The sequence below is a fragment of the Halonotius roseus genome, assembly GCF_006861655.1.
GTDB lineage: Archaea > Halobacteriota > Halobacteria > Halobacteriales > Haloferacaceae > Halonotius > Halonotius roseus.
On sequence record NZ_SESI01000001.1, the window covers coordinates 702576 to 720197 of the forward strand.

General features: G+C 64.2%; 17 protein-coding genes. 6 read left to right on the forward strand and 11 right to left on the reverse strand.

Features of this window, described 5'->3' with window-relative positions; translation table 11 throughout:
* Nucleotides 1-2 precede the first annotated feature (2 nt).
* From EWF95_RS03715 to EWF95_RS03735, 5 genes are all read right to left on the reverse strand, one after another.
* Nucleotides 3-1103: a M20/M25/M40 family metallo-hydrolase gene (locus tag EWF95_RS03715; RefSeq protein WP_142443141.1), complete on the reverse strand. Its 1101-nt coding sequence runs from the start codon at nt 1101-1103 to the stop codon at nt 3-5.
* 11 nt (nt 1104-1114) lie between these two features.
* Nucleotides 1115-2350 (reverse strand): diaminopimelate decarboxylase, encoded by a 1236-nt coding sequence (gene lysA / locus EWF95_RS03720; RefSeq protein ID WP_142442712.1) that lies wholly within the window; start codon nt 2348-2350, stop codon nt 1115-1117.
* Between the two features lie 401 nt (nt 2351-2751).
* On the reverse strand, nt 2752-4401 hold the full coding sequence (locus EWF95_RS03725; protein WP_142442713.1) for a hypothetical protein: 1650 nt from the start codon (nt 4399-4401) through the stop codon (nt 2752-2754).
* A 218-nt stretch (nt 4402-4619) separates the two neighbouring features.
* Nucleotides 4620-5438 (reverse strand): IS5 family transposase, encoded by an 819-nt coding sequence (locus EWF95_RS03730; protein ID WP_142442714.1) that lies wholly within the window; start codon nt 5436-5438, stop codon nt 4620-4622.
* Nucleotides 5439-5714: 276 nt separating this feature from the next.
* Nucleotides 5715-6554, reverse strand: a complete 840-nt coding sequence (locus EWF95_RS03735; protein ID WP_142442715.1) for a 2,3,4,5-tetrahydropyridine-2,6-dicarboxylate N-succinyltransferase — start codon at nt 6552-6554, stop codon at nt 5715-5717.
* Nucleotides 6555-6773: 219 nt separating this feature from the next.
* Here EWF95_RS03735 and EWF95_RS03740 point away from each other — a divergent pair, with 219 nt between their 5' ends.
* A complete protein-coding gene (locus EWF95_RS03740) occupies nt 6774-7463 on the forward strand; it encodes a DsbA family protein (protein WP_142442716.1) in 690 nt (229 codons plus the stop codon).
* On the forward strand, nt 7460-8071 hold the full coding sequence (locus EWF95_RS03745) for a hypothetical protein (protein ID WP_142442717.1): 612 nt from the start codon (nt 7460-7462) through the stop codon (nt 8069-8071). The genes EWF95_RS03740 and EWF95_RS03745 overlap by 4 nt, the downstream gene beginning before the upstream one ends.
* 38 nt (nt 8072-8109) lie before the next feature.
* Here EWF95_RS03745 and EWF95_RS03750 read toward each other — a convergent pair whose 3' ends face one another.
* From EWF95_RS03750 to EWF95_RS03770, 5 genes are all read right to left on the reverse strand, one after another.
* On the reverse strand, nt 8110-8547 hold the full coding sequence (locus EWF95_RS03750) for a hypothetical protein (protein ID WP_142442718.1): 438 nt from the start codon (nt 8545-8547) through the stop codon (nt 8110-8112).
* The gene (locus tag EWF95_RS03755) at nt 8540-9109 is read right to left on the reverse strand and encodes a DUF7342 family protein (protein WP_142442719.1); all 570 of its coding nucleotides are present in this window, start codon (nt 9107-9109) and stop codon (nt 8540-8542) included. Before EWF95_RS03755 ends, EWF95_RS03750 begins: the two co-directional genes overlap by 8 nt.
* Nucleotides 9110-9184: 75 nt before the next feature.
* Nucleotides 9185-9955 carry a 4-hydroxy-tetrahydrodipicolinate reductase gene (gene dapB, locus EWF95_RS03760; protein WP_142442720.1) on the reverse strand — a complete coding sequence of 257 codons (771 nt, stop codon included), beginning with the start codon at nt 9953-9955 and terminating at the stop codon, nt 9185-9187.
* Nucleotides 9952-10881 carry a 4-hydroxy-tetrahydrodipicolinate synthase gene (gene dapA / locus EWF95_RS03765; RefSeq protein ID WP_142442721.1) on the reverse strand — a complete coding sequence of 310 codons (930 nt, stop codon included), beginning with the start codon at nt 10879-10881 and terminating at the stop codon, nt 9952-9954. Before dapA ends, dapB begins: the two co-directional genes overlap by 4 nt.
* 443 nt (nt 10882-11324) lie before the next feature.
* Nucleotides 11325-12230, reverse strand: a complete 906-nt coding sequence (locus EWF95_RS03770; RefSeq protein WP_246055618.1) for an aldo/keto reductase — start codon at nt 12228-12230, stop codon at nt 11325-11327.
* A 395-nt stretch (nt 12231-12625) separates the two neighbouring features.
* Here EWF95_RS03770 and EWF95_RS03775 point away from each other — a divergent pair, with 395 nt between their 5' ends.
* From EWF95_RS03775 to EWF95_RS03790, 4 genes are all read left to right on the forward strand, one after another.
* Nucleotides 12626-13435 carry an inositol monophosphatase family protein gene (locus EWF95_RS03775; RefSeq protein WP_142442722.1) on the forward strand — a complete coding sequence of 270 codons (810 nt, stop codon included), beginning with the start codon at nt 12626-12628 and terminating at the stop codon, nt 13433-13435.
* Nucleotides 13436-13504: 69 nt separating this feature from the next.
* Complete coding sequence (locus tag EWF95_RS03780) at nt 13505-14071, forward strand: hypothetical protein (protein ID WP_142442723.1); 567 nt, start codon at nt 13505-13507, stop codon at nt 14069-14071.
* An 88-nt stretch (nt 14072-14159) separates the two neighbouring features.
* Complete coding sequence (locus EWF95_RS03785) at nt 14160-14618, forward strand: PH domain-containing protein (RefSeq protein WP_142442724.1); 459 nt, start codon at nt 14160-14162, stop codon at nt 14616-14618.
* Nucleotides 14615-16357 carry a PH domain-containing protein gene (locus tag EWF95_RS03790; protein ID WP_142442725.1) on the forward strand — a complete coding sequence of 581 codons (1743 nt, stop codon included), beginning with the start codon at nt 14615-14617 and terminating at the stop codon, nt 16355-16357. The genes EWF95_RS03785 and EWF95_RS03790 overlap by 4 nt, the downstream gene beginning before the upstream one ends.
* Before the next feature lie 229 nt (nt 16358-16586).
* On the opposite strand, the gene EWF95_RS03795 is transcribed toward EWF95_RS03790, so the two are convergent.
* Nucleotides 16587-17237: a bifunctional 4-hydroxy-2-oxoglutarate aldolase/2-dehydro-3-deoxy-phosphogluconate aldolase gene (locus tag EWF95_RS03795; protein WP_142442726.1), complete on the reverse strand. Its 651-nt coding sequence runs from the start codon at nt 17235-17237 to the stop codon at nt 16587-16589.
* Nucleotides 17238-17622: the final 385 nt, after the last annotated feature.

The window sequence follows — 17622 nt, forward strand, 5'->3', positions numbered from 1 at the left end:
GCTTAGTACAGCCTGTCGAGGGCAGCCGTCACCGCATCAGCGGCCGCCCGCACGTCCGACAGCCGGACATACTCCCGGTCGGCGTGGGCGACCGCCCCCTCGTCGTCGGCCAACACGCCCGGCCCGAAGACGACCGTCGGCGCGGTCGGCGCGAAATGTGAGGCCTCCGTTGCCGCCCCGAAAGCCCGCACGTCGCCGCCGCTGGCGATCCGAAGCGCGTCGACGATGGCGGCGTCGCGGTCGGTGACAAAGGGGTCGGGAAATGGTGTCTCCGGATCGATGAGATCGACCGCGACGGACTGTTCGTCGGGTGCCTGCTCGGTGAGATGTGTCGCCAGCGACGCCGCAAACTCCTCGCTTGTCTCCGGCGGGACGCTCCGGCGATCGACGGTGAGTCGGCACTCATCCGGGACGCGGTTCGGCGTGTCGCCGCCGGCAACGATCGTCGGGGTGAGCTTTGGATCGCCGAGGAATTCGTCGCTGTCGGGGCCGATCGTATCATCGTAGCTTGCCAGCCCATCCAACACATGTCTGAGGCCGAAAACAGGGTTGTCGGCGGCCGGAACGCTGGCCGCGTGGCCACCGGCTCCCATCACCGTGATCTCGGCTTCACACTGCCCGCGGGCGGCGACACAGACGTCGAGATCAGTTGGCTCGCCGACGATGTAGCCGTCGGCCGCAAGCGTGCCCGCGAGAGCGGCCGCCCCGATCTGGGTGGTCTCCTCGTCGGGCGTGATCGCCAGCGTGAGCGTGCCCTCGTCGGGGTCGGTTCGGAGGAACGCCGCGAGCAACGCGGCCAGCGGCCCCTTCGCGTCGCAGGCACCCCGCCCGCGGACGATCTCGCCGTCGCGCTCGTAGGGGACGTGCGGGGCGACCGTGTCGATGTGGGTGTTGAGGACGATGTGGGGGCTCGCAGGATCGTCGCTGTCGTCAGCAGCGTCGCCCGCGCCACGACTGACGAGCACGCTCCCGTGGTCGTCGATTCGGGGCGGGTGGCCCGCGTCGGTCAACGTCTCGACGAGAAGGTCACGCATCTCGTCGACGTGCTCGTGAGAGGGCGTTTTGACGGCTTGGGCGTGAAATTCCTCGATATCGAAGCCCATTGCTGCCTCACTCACTGTTCGACCCGCGTCACGTCGTCGAGCGTTTCGCGCCGTCGGACGACGCGGTCATCGCCGTCCTCAAGGGCGACTTCGGCGGGTCGCGGCTGGGAGTGGAACTGGCTGGCGAGTTCGTAGCCGTACGAGCCGGCGTTGCCGATAGTGAGGATATCGTCGCGCTCGGGCCGCGCGATGGGGCGGTCAGTCGCAAACACGTCCGCGCTCGTACAGACCGGGCCGCCGACGGTGACCGGTTCGGCCTCGCGGTCGGGCGCGCTGACGTTGCGCATGGGGTGGTAGGAGCCGAACATCGCCGGCCGGATGAGCGTAGCGAGGCTGGCGTCGACGCCAACGACGGTCGCGGTCGGGGTTTCCTTGATCGTGTTGACCGTCGTCAGGATGAGGCCGGCGTCGGCGACGATGTAGCGGCCCGGCTCCAATTTGAGCTGGGCGTCGATCTCGCCGACCGCCGCTCTGACCATTTCGGCCGTTTTGTCGAGATCGAGTGGGGGTTCGTCCTCGCGGTAGGGGACGCCGAACCCGCCGCCGATGTCGACGAATTCGAGGTCGCCGACGCGGCGCGCCATCTCGCCGACGCGTTCGATAGCCTCACAGTGGTCTTCGAGGTCGTCGGTCAGAACGCCGCTGCCGGCATGCGAATGGAGGCCGACGAGATCGAACTCCTCGCGGACGCGCTCGGCGACTTCCGGCACTTGCTCGTAGGGAATCCCGAACTTGGCGTCGTTGCCGGTGGCGACTTTCTCGTGGTGACCCGTCCCGATACCGGGGTTGATTCGGATGGCGATGCGGCCATCGTAGCCGCGCTCGGCCAGCCGGTCGAGCGTGTCGGTCGCGCCGATAGTGATCGTCAACCCCGGTGCGTCGTCGGCGAGATCGACGGCGTAATCGAGGTCGTGATCCGGTGGGTTGACCGCAGTGTACTGGAGGGTGTTGGGGTCGGCTCCCGCGTCGATTGAGCGTTGGAGTTCACCCCACGCCGCACACTCGATGTCCGCGCCAACATCGAGCAGCGCGGAGAGGACGGACTGGCCGGTGTGGGCCTTCGCGGCGTACATGACGTGAGCGTCGGGAAACGCCGCCGAGAACCGCTGGTAGTTCGCCTGCACGCGGTCGAGATCGATCACGTACAGCGGCGTGTCGTGGGTCGCCGCGAGCGACCGAAGCTGCTGGTCGTCCCAGTCGGCCAGCCGGCGGACGGGCGGAGAGTCGGCGAGATCGGGTACAGCCATTACCTGTTGTGGGGGCGGTCAGCGATTCAATGCTTTGGTTCGGGTCGTCGTAATTCGCAGATGCGAAGTTGCGGTCGAAAAGAGTGTAGAAAGCCCTCGACGCGCTCGACCACCGAAAGCCTCGCTCCGCTCGGCTTTCGAGGTTCTGCTCGCTTACGCTCGCAGAACTCCCGGGACTCGCTGCGCGCTTCGTCGCTCGCGGTGCTCGCTCCTGCAGTGCTTGCGTCGTCCGGGTTCGTCGGGCGCGTCTCGCCCTTTCAGTCTACCAGAAGCGGAGCTTCTGGTCGCCCGAAAATCTTCGATTTTCGCAGGCCGCCAGGGCGTGGTTTGGTCGGGCAGTCGACCCAGCCAGATGGCTGTTGGTCTCTAAACACCACCCGGTGCCCGAGTGGTAGCTCACCCTACCCGGAGGCGTTGGCGGGCTCGTAGCTGATCGATGGTTGTTGGCCGGGTTCGACCGGAATGCGGGCGATCTCGGTTCCGTCGGCGTCGGTGACGACGATATAGTAGGCGACATTCGGATCGTCAGGCGCGGGCTCGGTGTCGACGTTGTCGAGGTCGTCGGCGTCGCCGCCAGCGAGGAACTCTCGCACCGACTCGGTGTCGCCGAGTTCGACCGCCTCGCCGCTGGACGCGCTGACGAAGACGCTGCGACTGATGTCGGTGTTATCGACCGGGACGACCTTGCTGTGCCACCAGAGTTCGTCGTTGATGAACACCGGGATCGGTTCGACGACTTGGAAGTTGTCGCCCCAGCCGGTCTGGGAGTCCTCGCTGCGGACGATCCCCATCGCCCGCTCGGGGCCGGTCAGCGTCTCGCCTTCCGAACCGAAGTATCGGAGCTCGCCGGTCGCGGCGTCGATAAACCAGATCTCATCGAGCCCGCGGGTGTCCTCGCCGTACGGTTCCATCGCGGTCACGTAGCTCATCCGTTCGCCCTCTAAGTCGATCACGAACGGCTGGCTGTTGCCCGCGCCAGCCGGCAGCGTGGCGACCTCGACTTCGCCCGCGTGTTCGCCGACGACCTCAAGCTGGTTGATGATGCCGTTGCGGTAGCCGAGTGATTCCATCTGCCGGCGGCTGTTGTACAGCGGGTAGAGCCGCTGACCCTCAAGGATCTCGCTGGCTTGGGCTTCCTCAGGCGAGAGGTGATCGATAGTGCCGTTCGTGTGCAGCAGCGCGCCGCCGTCCCAGACCGGCACTGTATGCGGGAGCGGCGTCAGCCGCCACTCATGAACCGTCTTGGGGTAGTACATGTAGGCCTGCCCGTCGTGGGTGAACTCGACGGCATCATCGAAATACTGGGTGAGGTAGTCGGTCGTCCGGAGGTTCCACGCCGAGCCGCGATGAAGGTACATCCCCTCACCGATGGCGAACGTCTGGTTATCGTAGGCGGTGATCTCCCGATCCTCCATCCGCGTCATATCCGAGAGCAACACGCCGCGTTGGTTGCTCAACAGCTTGTTGCGGAAGCCGTCGGGTTCGATGGCGTACGACCACGCCAGCGAGCCGTCCTCGGCGCGGGCGATGTCGCTGGGGCCGAGTCGATGCGTGCGGTAGGAGACCGATCCTCTGGTCTGTACGTCGGCGACCGCCCGCGGCGCGATCCGGGGGTTCTCGGCGTTGACACGGGGGAACTCCTGGATTTGGTCGGCCTCACCCATCGTCTCCTGGGCGAGGGTTCGCTCGGTGACCATCCCTGCTGGCACCGAGTAGACAAAGCCGAGGAGCAAGCCAACGGTGAAGACGACGACAAGGAGCCCGAGTTTTTGATTCGCCGACGCCGACAACAACGGCGAAACGGTCGTCGACATCCCGTCGACCGGCGCGCCAGCGAGCGGGGGGAGAAACCACAGCGCGGTCGCGGCGACAACGGTTGTCCCGATGACGAGGAGGCCGAATGGGCTGTAGAGCGTTTGATACACGAGACCATGCAACAGCGGTCGTACCGCGTAGGCGACGGCGACGACCACCAGAAAGCCGGCAAGCCGCCTGCCGAGATGTCGTTGGAGGTTGACATCCGCAAAGCGGAGACCAAAGCGTTCGTTCACAGCGATTGTTGGCCGAGCCGCCTGTTGATTCTTTCTACTCTGAGGAGGCCAGTGAGTAGAGACACCGAGCAAGCAGGTGGGTCGGCCGATTGATCAGATCACGCCCTGGCGGACTGAAAGGGCGAGGCAGGGTCGGCGAACCCGGACGTTCACGAGAGCAGCTCTCGTGAGCCAACCAGAAATCTCTGCCCAGTAGGATCGATAGACTGCACTGGAATTCACTGTCGTAAGCGTCGCAGAATATTGTAGACGACGGCGATGAGAATTATCTCACGAAATTGGAGGAACCACGATCGAGCACTGACGCTCGTCGAGATGGTACGCTTGATGGCCGAGAACGCTGTCTCGGCCATCCAGCGCTGGCCATAGCCGGCGTCTTTGAGCCTACCGTTGTGTGCGCGGTCGTGGTCAGTGAACTCGCGGTATTTGATGACTGGCTCGATGCCAGCAGCGTTCAATTCTGTCCGAAACGGCATCGAATCGTAGCCTTTGTCGCCGAGTAGCCGCTGCAGGTCGCCCGCATTCCGGCGGGCGACCTGCCGGCCAATCGGATTGTCATCTTTCCCGCTAGTCGTGCAATGGACATCAGTAATCAACAACGAATCGATGTCCACGAGGGCTGTCACTTTCAGTGCTGAACGTTTGTAGCCACTGCGTTGGGCGTAGTGCTGGCTGATTTTCCCCCGAGAGAAGCCTGTCGCATCAACTGCTCCATCATACGAACCCTGCTGGCCCGTCAGCGCCAGCAGGGTTCGCCAGTGACTCATTGGGAGTTGTTTGAACCAATCACACAGCGTCGTGAAATGAGGCGGATACCGTAAACCAAGCTCTGCGAGAATTCCCGGCATCTCGCTCAACAAATCAACTGTCTCTCGGTACGATTTGCCGAATTTGATGCGAACGCAGTGTAACGCTAGCATTGTCCACTCTGCGAACCGGCCGCCACCACTTGGGGCGGCCGGTTCGCTTGGATCTGCGACAATCATTTGAGCTAGCCTCACGCACTCTCTGGTGAAGCAACGGATTTCCGATTTCATTTCATCCGTTGCTTCGCTCCCAATAAAATTAGCCTATCCGCTCCGCCAGCTAGCGATTCTACTGAGCAGAAATCTCCGATTTCTGGTGACGACGCAAGCACTGCAGGAGCGAACGCAGTGAGCGACGAAGTCGTTCGAAAATCGAAGATTTTCGTGATGACGAGAGAGCTTGCTCTCTCGAACCACGCGCAGCGAGTCCCGGGAGTCGAGCCTGCCGAGGGCTTTCTAAATCTATTCGTCGTACACAACTACGGATCTGAACACGACGCCGTAGCGTTACTCCCGCAACGCGTCTTCCTGCTGGGTCGCTTCCAGCGTGTCCTCCTCAACGTCGGTGGCGACGACCGCCGGCTTGTACGCGCCGCCCTCAAAGAGGTCGTGCTCGCTGACGGAGGATTCGACGAACCGAGTGAACGCGCGGCGTTCCGAGGGCAGGTGGCCGTAGATGACCTCCTCCTCGACGAGATCGTAGACCGGGATCCGCGGCGTCAACAGCGTATTCTCGCCGATAATCGAGTGTTCGCCGATCTTGAAGCCCGACGTGACGCGGCAGCCCGCACCCAGTGAGACACCGTCTTCGATGATGACGGGCGCGCCTTCGACCGGTTCGAGGACGCCGCCGATCAGCGTGTTCGCACCGAGTTTGACGTTTTGCCCGAGTTGGGCGCACGACCCAACCGTGTCGCAGGAGTCGACGAGCGTGCCGTCGCCGACGTAGGCACCGATGTTGACGAAGGAGGGACTCATCATGATGCAGTCCTCGCCGAGGTAGGCACCGCGGCGGATCGTCGTTCCGTCGGGCGTGTTGCGCGTGCCGCGCTCGGCGAGGTCGTCGGTGCGACGCAGCGGGAGGACGTCGTTGTAGCTGACGCCGCCGTACTCCTGTGGTTGGTTGTGTCGGAGGGTGAAATTGAGGAGAATCCCCTCTTTGACCCACGCGTTGGCCTCCCACGAGGTCACGCTGTCGCCGGTTTTCTCGGCGGCGCGCACCTCGCCGGCTTCGAGGGCTTCGAGGAAGGCCTCAAGCGTGGCGAGATCGTCGTCGGTCGCGTCGTCAGCGGTGAGACCGTCATCGTAGCGGTTCCAGAGAGCCGTAATCTCGGATTCGAGTGTCATAGGGAAGCTCTCTCGCTGAGGGGTTTGTATCCGATGGTTTTCGGCAACACAGCGGTCATTACCGACCGGAAGTCTAGAGAGTCTTCGAACGGAGTCCAAACGGAACCTGACAAACCCTCATATAGCGACGAGGCGATAGGTGTGATATGAACGGTACCGCGGTGACCACGCTGACAAGCCAGCACAGGCGGTCGAACATCGCAGAGGGAGCTGTGACCCATGACCGATAGCCCGACACGCCGAGGGTTCCTCGGCACGGCCGCGACAGCAGCAGCCGTCGGGCTCGCCGGCTGTACCGGTGGTGGTGGCGGCAACGGCGACGACGAGGCCGGCGTCGCCCTCGCCGACCATCCGCTGGGCGAGGATCTCGATCGATGGCCGCATCTCGGCCCCGATCCCTTCGAGGCACCCGCGACGCTCGTGGTGCTCGACGACCCCTCGTGCTTGCGGTGTGCGACGTTCCACCAGAACACGATCACCGAATTGGAATCCAGCTACGTCGCCGACGGCGACCTCGCTATCGCCGTCCGGCCATACCCCGTCGTCTACCCGTGGGGCGAGCCGGCGGCCCACATCTTGGAGGCGACGATCCCCCGCGACGAGGGCGTTTTCTGGGATCTACTGGAGCACTATTTCGCCGACCAGGACGCCTTCAACACCGACAACGTCCGCAGCCGAAGCGAAACGTGGCTCGACGAAAACACCGATCTCGACGCGGCCGCCGTCATCGACGACGCCGATTCCGACGCCGCGACGAGCCGAATCGAGGCGACACTTTCAGCCGGCGAGGAAGCCGGTGCTGGCAGCGTCACGCCGGCAACGTTCGCGTTCGTCGACGGCACGCTCCGAACGTCGCTGAACGGCAGCGTCAGCACGAACACCGTCGAAACCGCCCTCGAACTCGGATGAGCCGACTCACGACGCGGCTCGGGCGACGACTGCCGACGCGCCGGAGTGACCTCCGGCTGGTCGGGCGAACCCTCCGGCTGGTGTTGTCGATCCCGGCGTATGCGGTCTTCGCGCTGCTCGCCGCGTGGTTGTCGCTGACGCTGTTCGCCCTCTCACAGAACCTCACGCTGACGGCCGACCTGATCGTCGGCGGGTCGCTGCCGCTGGCGGACCGGATCGTCCTCGTCGTCGAGCAGTACCCCTTCATCGGGACGACCTACGGCGTCGTCGACGGGATCGCGCTGCTCGTCGTGGTGACGCTCGTCGGGAGCAACCTCGCGCTCGTGGCCTATCACGTCCGCGAGCACGACCTCTCGGCGGCCGGCAGCGGCGGCAGCGCGGTCGGCGTCCTCCTCGGGATTCTCGGGGCGGGCTGTGCGGCCTGTGGCTCGGCGGTTCTGCTGGGCGTGCTCTCGCTGTTCGGCGCGAGCGGGCTCGTCCTCCTGTTGCCACTGGGCGGGCTCGAACTCTCGCTGTTGGCCGTCGTCGCGCTGCTGGTGTCGACCTACTGGCTCGCCGACGGCATGCGCGGCGGCGAAATACGGGGCTGTCCGGTCGCTATCGAGTGATCGGGCTGTGTAGATAGCAAATCTCGACACCACCCGAATCAGTCGATCCAGAAGGCGTCGATCCGCTCGTCAAGACGGGTGAGGACGGTAGCGAGTACGTCCCGCCAGTCGTCGGCATAGGTCTCGTCGCTACCGGGGGTCGCTGCATCCGGCGGCGGGTGGAAATGCTCGCGGGCGTTGTGGTCGTTCGGGTGTCGATCCCAGCGGCACGCCCACGAATCACCGCGACGGTACTGTTCGGCGTAGTGGATGCTGAAATCGTCGGTCTCGAACCAGCGGATTCGGAGATACGCGCGGTCGATGCCGCCCGGAAAGTAGCCGAGGTCGTAGTCAGCGATGACGGCGTTCGGCGCGTACGCAGGCCGCCGTTCGACCCGCTCGAAGCGAGTGCTGCCACGGAGTCGAGTCGCAATCCGATCAAGGATCGTCGCGTCGATAGGGCCACGACTCGGCGGGTCGGCCGGCTCTTCAGACATCGATTGAGTGTGGGGTGTCGACGCCGGCCGAGTCGCCACGGCGGGCCGCATCGAGCAGTGCCGCGCGGCGTTCGAGCGTTTCCCACTCTGTGAGGGCTTCCCACGCCGCTTCTGTTGAGGTGGTTCGACTCGCGTCGACGAGCGAGACCTCATCAGGGGAGTCAGCATCGAAGCGGTCTCTGTAGGTGTCGATCTCGTCGATCACGTCCGAAAGCAGGTCGACGAGTTCCGCTTCGGAATAGTCCTCGCGGATTTGGTTAATGCGTCGCCACTCGAAGTACGCGTCGTTGCGCTCATAGCGGGCTGGCCGCCCGTCGTAGCGACGAACCATCCCCATCTCGGCGAACCACGCGAGGTAGTCCCGTGCGGTTTCGGTATCGCAGTCGGCACGGTCGGCGATGGTTGAGACCTTCGTCGGCGTCCGGATCGCGGTGACGGTATCCAGGAGTCGCTCGCGGATCGATCCGCCGGTGAGCAGTGTATCGGGCGATTCGAACGCGGAGCGATCTGGCGGCGACCCGTCGCCGTCGTAGGCGTCGTCGGGAATATCTGTGAGATCCATGCTTATGACTCCGTGGGCCAACATACGACGCAAGCAGACATATATCTACTGCTGACTGAATTATTTCGGCGACGACTACGCGTCGTCGATAACTTCGAAGAAGTCGTACCACCCCGGCTCACGGCCAGCTAGCCAGGCGGCCGCATCCAGCGCGCCCTCGGCGAAGATGCTGCGGTCGCCAGCGCGATGTGTCAGCGACAGCGTCTCGTTACTGCCGCCGAGCAAGACCTCGTGTTCGCCAGCGATGTCGCCAGCGCGGCGGGCGTGAACACCGATCTCGTCGGCCGACCGCGGGGCATCACCCTCGCGGCCGTGGACGCGCTCGTTGAGGTCGTTGCGGACGCCTTCAATGTCATCGAGGAGCGTTTTGGCCGTCCCGCTGGGCGCGTCGCGTTTGGCGTTGTGGTGGGTCTCGGTGAGTTCGATATCGGCGTCAGGGAGGGCGGCGGTCGCCTCCCGCACAGCGAGCCGCAGGGCGGCGACGCCACGAGAAAAGTTCGAGGCTTTCAGCACTGCTGTCGACTCGCTGGCGGCGTGCAGGGCCTCAAGTCCGTCATCGTCGAAGCCGGTCGTCCCAGTCACGAGGGCGACGCCGTGATCGGCGCAGGCGTCGGCGTACCTGAGGGCTGATTCGGGGCCAGTGAAGTCGACGACGACATCGGGTTCGTGGTCGGCCAACAGGTCAGCAAAGTCATCGGTTGAGTCGACGTCGACGCCCGAAATCGGTTCCGCGACTGGGCTACGGTTGACCGCGAAGGCGACCGCGATGTCGTCGCGGTCGGCCGCAGCGGCCAGCACCTCTCGGCCCATCCGCCCGGCCGCGCCCGTGACGGCGATCTCGGTCATTCGGTCGTCGCCTCCGCGTCAACATCGGCAGGGTCTGCAAGCTCGCTGTCGAGTTCGTCAAGTCGCGCCTGGAGTTCATCGCGGTGCTCCTCGGAGAGTTCGGTCAGCGGCGAGCGGATGCGCTCGGGCGCGTAGCCACGCATCGCCATCGCGGCTTTGACCGGAATCGGGTTGGTCTCGACGAACAGCTGGCGGGTGAGCGGCCCGAGTTCGTGGTGGATCGCGCGGGCGAACGCGTAGTCGCCCTCCAAAGCCGCCCCGACCATCGCACAGGCGCGTTCGGGTTCGACGTTGGCAACGACGCTGATCGCGCCATCGCCGCCGGCTGCGAGAATGGGGAGGGTCATCCCGTCGTCGCCGGAGAGGATGGCGAACTCTTTGTCGCGTGTGCGCTCGATGACCTCAGAGATTCGGTTGAGATCGCCCGAGGCGGCTTTGTAGCCCGCGATGTTCGGGTGGTCGGCGAGGTCGACGGCCGTGTCGACGGCGATGTTGCGGCCGGTGCGGCTCGGGACGTTGTAGATGATCTGCGGGAGGTCGACCGTGTCGGCGATTTCCTCGTAGTGCTCGTACATGCCCTGTGGTTCGGGTTTGTTGTAATAGGGCGAAATGAGCAACAGGGCGTCCGCGCCGGCATCGGCGGCCTGCTGGGAGAGGTCGAGGGCTTCGGCCGTGTTGTTCGAGCCGGTGCCCGCGATGACGGGGACATCCTCAACGGCGTCGACGACGGCTTCGATGACCTCGACGTGTTCGGCATGAGAGAGCGTCGCGCTCTCGCCGGTCGAGCCCATGGGAACGAGGCCGTCGACGCCGGCAGCTTCGAGCCGTTGGGCGTCTGCTCGCAGTGTTTCGGTGTCGATCTCGTTGTCCGCGGTAAAGGGGGTCACCATCGCCGGGAAGACCCCGCTGAAGTCGATCTGTGTCATGGTAGTGGTGGATGGGGTACGCTGTGTATGGTCGTGAGACTGTGCGAGATGAGTAAAAAGGCCCGAAACGGGTCGCCACACCCGCGACGAGCGATCAGACTGCGCGCTTCTTCGGACGAGCGGGTCGCACTGCTATCGAAGCGTCGTCGACCGTGGTGATAGCAGTGTGGTTCACACCGAAGTATGTGCAGTAACCGAACTTAGGCGTTGTGTCTGCAGTTTCCACAGCGAGAAACACCGGGCATCGGGCCCGAATCAGCCAGCCGACCAGCCGCCGTCCTGGCGGACTGAAAGGGCGAGACGCGCTCGACGAACCCCGGCGACGTAAGCACTGCAGGAGCGAGCGTAGCGAGCGACGAAGCGCGCAGCGAGCCGCGGGAGTCGAGCGCGTCGAGGGCTTTCTACCAATCTACAGAAACAGCAGAGTCGACACCGACGACCGATTATTGTGGGTCAATCGAATCGAGCCGCTCCATCTCCTCGTCAGTTAGCGACAGGTGAGACGCAGCGACGTTGGCTTCCAGATGCTCGACGCTCGACGTACCCGGAATCGGGAGCGTCACGTCCGAGTGCTCCAACAGCCACGCCAGCGCGATCTGGTGGGCGGAGGCGTCGTGGGCGTCGCCAATGTCGGCAAGCACGTCGTTAGCGGCCTCGTCGTCGACGCCGTACAGCGGCCCCCACGGAATGAATCCGATGTCGTCGGCTTCACACGCCTCCAACACGGCTTCCTGCTCGCGGTTGGCGACGTTGTAGCGGTTCTGCACGGTAGCGACATCCACAATATCGCGGGCTGCATCAAGCTGCTCGACGCTCACGTTCGAGAGGCCGATATGACCGATTTGGCCGGCGTCTTTCATCTCGGCGAAGGCGTGAATCGAGTCCGTAAACGGCGTGTCGGGATCGGGCCGGTGGAACTGATAGAGATCGATCTGATCGACCGAGAGCCGGTCGAGGCTACAGAGGACTTGGTTGTGGAGGAACGCCGGTTTGCCGTGCGGAAGCCAGTTGCCGTGGCGACTCCGCAGCAACCCGGCTTTCGAGGCGACGACCACGTCATCGGTGCCGTCGGCACCATCGCCGCCCTCACCAGCACCGTTGCCAGCGCGGTCGCCGAGTTCATCACCGAGGAGTCGCTCGCTGACACCCGGGCCGTAGGAGTCGGCCGTATCGATGAAGTCGACGCCGCAGTCGACCGCCCGGCGGATCACCTCGCGGGCTGCTGGCTCATCAGCGGGCGGGCCGATGATGTCGTCGCCGGTGAGCCGCATCGCGCCGAACCCGAGGCGGTTGACGGTGAGGTCGCCGCCGATCTCGAACAGTTCGCTCTCGTTGGATGGTGTAGTCACACCTGAGCGTTCGACTGCCGTCGACAAAACATCGGGGGCGTCAACTGAGTAGTATTCAGCTTCGGAGTTACGGAGGAGGAATCAGTGTAGAAAGCCCTCGGCTGGCTCGGCTCCCGGGACTCTCACGGCTCCCGTTGGTCGCCGTTCGAGCGAACGCGGTCTCCCTGCGGTCGACCGCGCACTCGCTTCGCTTCTCGGTCACTTCGTTCCCTGCGGTGCTTGCATCGTCCGGGTTCGCCGAGAGAGCCTCGCCCTTTCAGTCCGCCAGGGCGTGGTTTGGTCGATTAGCCGACCCGCCTGGTTACCTACTCGTTTCTAAACATCTCCGCCGGCAGACGGATCTCGCTGTCGACGCCGACCGATGATCTGATACACACATCAGCCATCCAGCCGGTATGGAACATGCGACCGACGACCTCGCTGCGGTCGCCGCCGAGGCCGTCGAAGCCAGCGGCGAGTACCTTCGGGAGGCGTTCAGAAACGGATCGGTCGACGGCGAGTTCAGCAGCACAGATGTCAAGGCCGCCGCCGACCGCGAGGCCGAACGGCGGATCCAAGCAGTGATCGACGGCCACTACCCCGACCATGCGTTTCACGGCGAGGAATCGGGCCGGATCGGCGAGGGCGACTACCGGTGGGTCGTCGACCCCCTCGATGGCACCAATAACTTCGCCAGCGGCTACCCGAAGTTCGCCACCGCCGTTGCGGTGCTCTACGAGGACGAGCCGGTGGCGACAGCGATCTACGAACCACTGCCCGACGATCTGTATCTCGCCGAACGCGGCGGCGGGGCAACGCTGAACGGCAAATCGCTGTCGGCCACCACGTCACTCTCGCTGGAACACGGAACGGTCGCACTCGTCGTTGGGCTCTCGGTTGCAACCGACTCCGACGGGCTGACGCAGGTGCGACAGCTCGAATCAGCCCTCCGAGAGCAGTGCAAACGCGTTGTGACTACGTGGGCCCCCTGTGTCGACTGGGGACTGTTGGCCCGCGGCTCGATCGAGGGATTGGTCTGTGTCCAGCCGGAGCTCTACGAACAGCACGCCGGCAGCCTGCTGGCCGCCGAAAGCGGCATCGTCGCCGACGACACGGTCGCCGAGGACGGCCGCTACGTCGGGAGCCCGGATCAGTCGACAACCGCGACGCTGCGATCGATCGTCGACAACGTAGCGACGGGCGAACCCGACGATCCAAACAGGTAGCCTGCGGGCCTGATGGGAGCTACAACGCGCTTAGAAACGGTTTAGTACGATCGAGACCATCAAGCAGATATGCCGAGTCGTCGCGCGTTCCTCGCTTCAGTCGGTGGTATCGCCACGCTCGCGGGCTGTACCGCCGGGCGCAACCGACCGGCGTCGACACCTCCAAACGAAACGACCGACCAGTCGGCGACAGTCGACGACGATGAGGGGATCGTCGAGCCGAAACGCGGGCCAACCGGGACGGTACGGCAGTTCTACCGCGCGCTACTCGCCGAGAACGTCAACGCGCTGAACGCGACGATCGTCCACCCCAAATCGCCGACCTATCCGGTAGAATCGGAGCACGTCCCACCAGCGGCGTTCGCCGAGTTCGAGGACATACAGATCGCCAGCGTCGAGGAGGTCTCAGTTCAGGATCTGGTCGTCCAACGGCTTGGAAATCCAATGCGGCTGGGAGATTGGAAGGAGGCGATGGACGCCGATAGCGTACAGTACGTCCACACAACATTTTACGTCACAAAACCCGACGACGAGGGATCCTACGAGGCCAACACGGTCGATTACACCGTTGAGGACGACGGGTGGTATGTGCGCTACGACGCCAGCAAAGCAACCCACGGTCAGGCTGGTTCCTGACACGGTAGTGGGTGATATTGGGACTTATACGCCCGCTACACGTACCGATTAGCATGTATACTGAGCGTTGCCGACAGGAGGCCTGGCGATGAACGCGCTCAACCCACGGATCCGGATCATCTGGGTGCTCCGATCGCTGCTCGGCGCGCTCATCCTCGGCGGAGCAGCTACCGGAATCGCCGTGTTTCGCTCGGTGTCGCTTTCGATCCCAGCCGGGCTGACCGCGCTGTTTGTCGTGCTCGGCGTCATCCACGCGATCCTGCGGTATCGTAACTGGGGATACGTCGTCAACGATGACGCGCTCTATCTCGAACGCGGCGTCCTCACGGAGGTTCGCACCGAAGTTCCGCTCGTTAGAATCCAACACGTCGACTCCCGGCGGTCGGCCTTCGAGCGACTCGTCGGCCTCGCCAGCACCGTCGTCTACACCGCCGGCTCCCGCGGCGCGGATGTGACGATCCCGGGGCTGACACCCGACGACGCAAGCGATCTCCGGGAGCGGCTCAAGGGGCTGGCCATCGACGCCGACGGGGAGGACGCGGTGTGAAGTTAGCCCCGCTGTCGGTGCCGTATCGCGCCCTCCAGAAGGCCGGCCGGCTGGCGATCACGCTTGTCGTTCTTGGCTCTGTCGGCACCGGGGTTGGCTTCGGTGGCGCGCTGGTGGTCGCCGGCGTCGCCGGTGCCATCGCGCTCGCACTCGTCTACGAGTTCGCCTACTACCGCCGGTATGAGTACACGTTCACCGAGGATACCTTCGATATCGAGTCCGGCGTGCTCAACCGCCGGGAGCGTGAGATCCCCTACGGTCGGGTGCAGAACGTCGACATCAGCCGCAACGTCGTCCAGCGACTGCTTGGCCTGTCGGCGATCGATATCGAAACCGCCGGCGGCGGCTCGACGGAGGCGGCGATCAGATACGTGACCGCCGATGCGGCGACGACGATCCAAGACGAGATCCGTCGCCGCAAGCGCGGGGATGATCAACAGCGACGCACGGCTGCCGAGGCAGCCGACGACACAGAAGGAGCCGCCGCTAGCGGTGACAGCGACGAAACCGACAACGCGGCAACACGCGAGTTCGACGAACCCGACGAGGAGCTGTTGTTTGAGATCTCACCGAGCGAGTTGGCGTTGGCAGGGGTGCTCTCGTTCGACCCGCGGGTTCCAGGGCTGTTGTTTGCGCTCTTTACCGGGTCGATCCCGTTTGTCTCGCCGGTCGTCCCGGAGCCGGCGGCTGTCGCAACCACGGGGCTGGATCCAACGCTCGTGTTGTTCGTTATGGGCGCGGTGTTGCTCGTCGGGCTGGTCGTCCTCTCGTGGGTTGTCGGCGCGGTCTCGGCGGTCGTCAACTACTGGGGATTCCGGCTGACGCGATCGGAAACCGAGCTTCGGTACGAACGCGGGCTGTTACAGCGGTACAGCGGGACGATCCCCTTCGAGAAGATCCAGACAGTGACGATCAGCGACAACCCCCTCAAGCGACGGGCGGGGTATGCGACACTGGCGGTCGAAACCGCGGGCTACGCGCCGGGGCAGGCGAACGAACGCGGCAGCGAGGCCGCCGTCCCGATCGCGGGCCAAGATCGGATCGAGCGGTTGGCCGAGGAGATCGACGGCTGTGAGGACGGCTCGTTCGATCGCCCACCAAAGCGGATCCGGCGGCGGTATCTCGCACGGTATCTCATCACCCTCGCCGGGGTGACCGGGCTGCTGTATGCGGGCAGCGTTGTCGTCGACGCGGCTGCCGGCCTGCCGTGGTATCTCCCGCTGGCAGGGATCATTCTCGCGCCGATCGCCGCCCACTACAAGTGGCTCCACCGGGGCTACCGGCTGGAGGCCGATCATTTCGTCACGCGAAACGGCGTCTGGAACCGTGAAACAAAGCGGGTGCCCTACCACCGGCTCCAGACCGTTATCGACAGCCGAACGCTGTTCCAACGCCGGTGGCGTGTCGCCACCGTCATCGCCGACACGGCAGGCTCGCTGTCGCTGCTCGGCAACGACGCCGCCGCCGTCGACATCGAGATCGACGATGCCGTCGCCCTCCGATCGGAGCTACGGGATCGCCTACAAGCGTCGCTGGCCGATCGGCGGCGACAGCGGGCAGGTGGGTCGGCAGCGACACGATCTGCGGCGACCCCCGCGGATGATGAGACGGCTGGAGATGATGGTACGACCGCAGCTGATGAGACAACCGTGGATAATGAGACAACCGCAGCCGCCGATGAATCGAGCGTTGCCAACGCCGAGCCAGCCGCGGACGACGACCATCGCAACGAGTCGTAATCGCACTGAATCCAACAACAGCGGACGTACTTGCAGAGTAATTAACAATTGAGTAGATATGTTATGTGAATACATCACATGAATTCTGCACGATCATCCGCCCGGGGTATCGTGTGCTCTCCGAGATGACAGCGCGGCATGACAGCTGAGCAGTCTGTTTCTGATCGATCTCGTGTGCAGAACGAAACTCGACCCAAGGGTTCGATCGAAAACCCACTTAGCCGCCGATTTAGATTCTGGCGTCGTCGATGACGGCCCGGAACTCCTTGGCGGTCTCGGTGATGGTCTCGAAGTCGCCGCGGGCGGCCGCATCATAGTCGACGAGCGCGCCGCCAGCACCGACGCATTCGGCTCCGGCCTCGATGTAGTCGCCGGCGTTGTCGGGATCGACGCCGCCGGTCGGCATCAGCGGGATCTGATCGAGCGGGCCCTTGATCGCGCCGAGATGGCCCGGCCCGAGCGAGGAGGCCGGGAACACCTTTAGCAGATCCGCGCCAGCCTCGTATCCCGTGATCGCTTCGGTCGGCGTCATGATCCCCGGCGCGACGAGCGTCCCATAGCGGTTGCAGGTGTCGATCACATCCTCATGCAGGCTCGGGCTAACAACGAAATCCGCGCCGCTGAGCATGACCGTTCGGGCGGTCTCGCTGTCGAGAACGGTGCCGACGCCGACGGCGATCTCCTCGTCGCCGAAGGAGGCGTCGAGTTCCTCGACCATGTCGGCAATGCCCGGCGTGTCGGCGGTGAGTTCGATCCCGCGGACGCCGCCGGCGACGAGCGCGTCGGTGATATCGATCAGCGTGTCGGCGTCGACCCCGCGGAGGACGGCGACGACACCGCTCTCGCGGAGCTGTTGGAACACGTCGTGTTTGGTGTGCATGCGTCATGTAGCGTCGCCCACCGTAGTAAAAACCGGGTTCGCGGCGATGGGTGATCGTGAGACCGCTCGATCGGTCGTAGTTGATATCAGCTCTGATACTTTGAGGCGTATTTTTAATACCGATCTGTACGCGATCACCTGTAGAGCCTGTGGCTGCTGGCCGCATACACAGGCCCCGTGCATCACGACGGAGCGCAACGGGTGTCACCAATCGCACGCTCCTCGTTCCTTTTGCTGTCGAGACCACCCACACAATGAGCGACAGCTGATAGGTGGGTACCACACACCGCCTGTCGGGAGCACCAAACGCAGCGCGAATGGATCTGTGCACAACAATCGTGGATGAAGGCGTTAGATTGATTACTATTGCTTCGAGTTGACAACC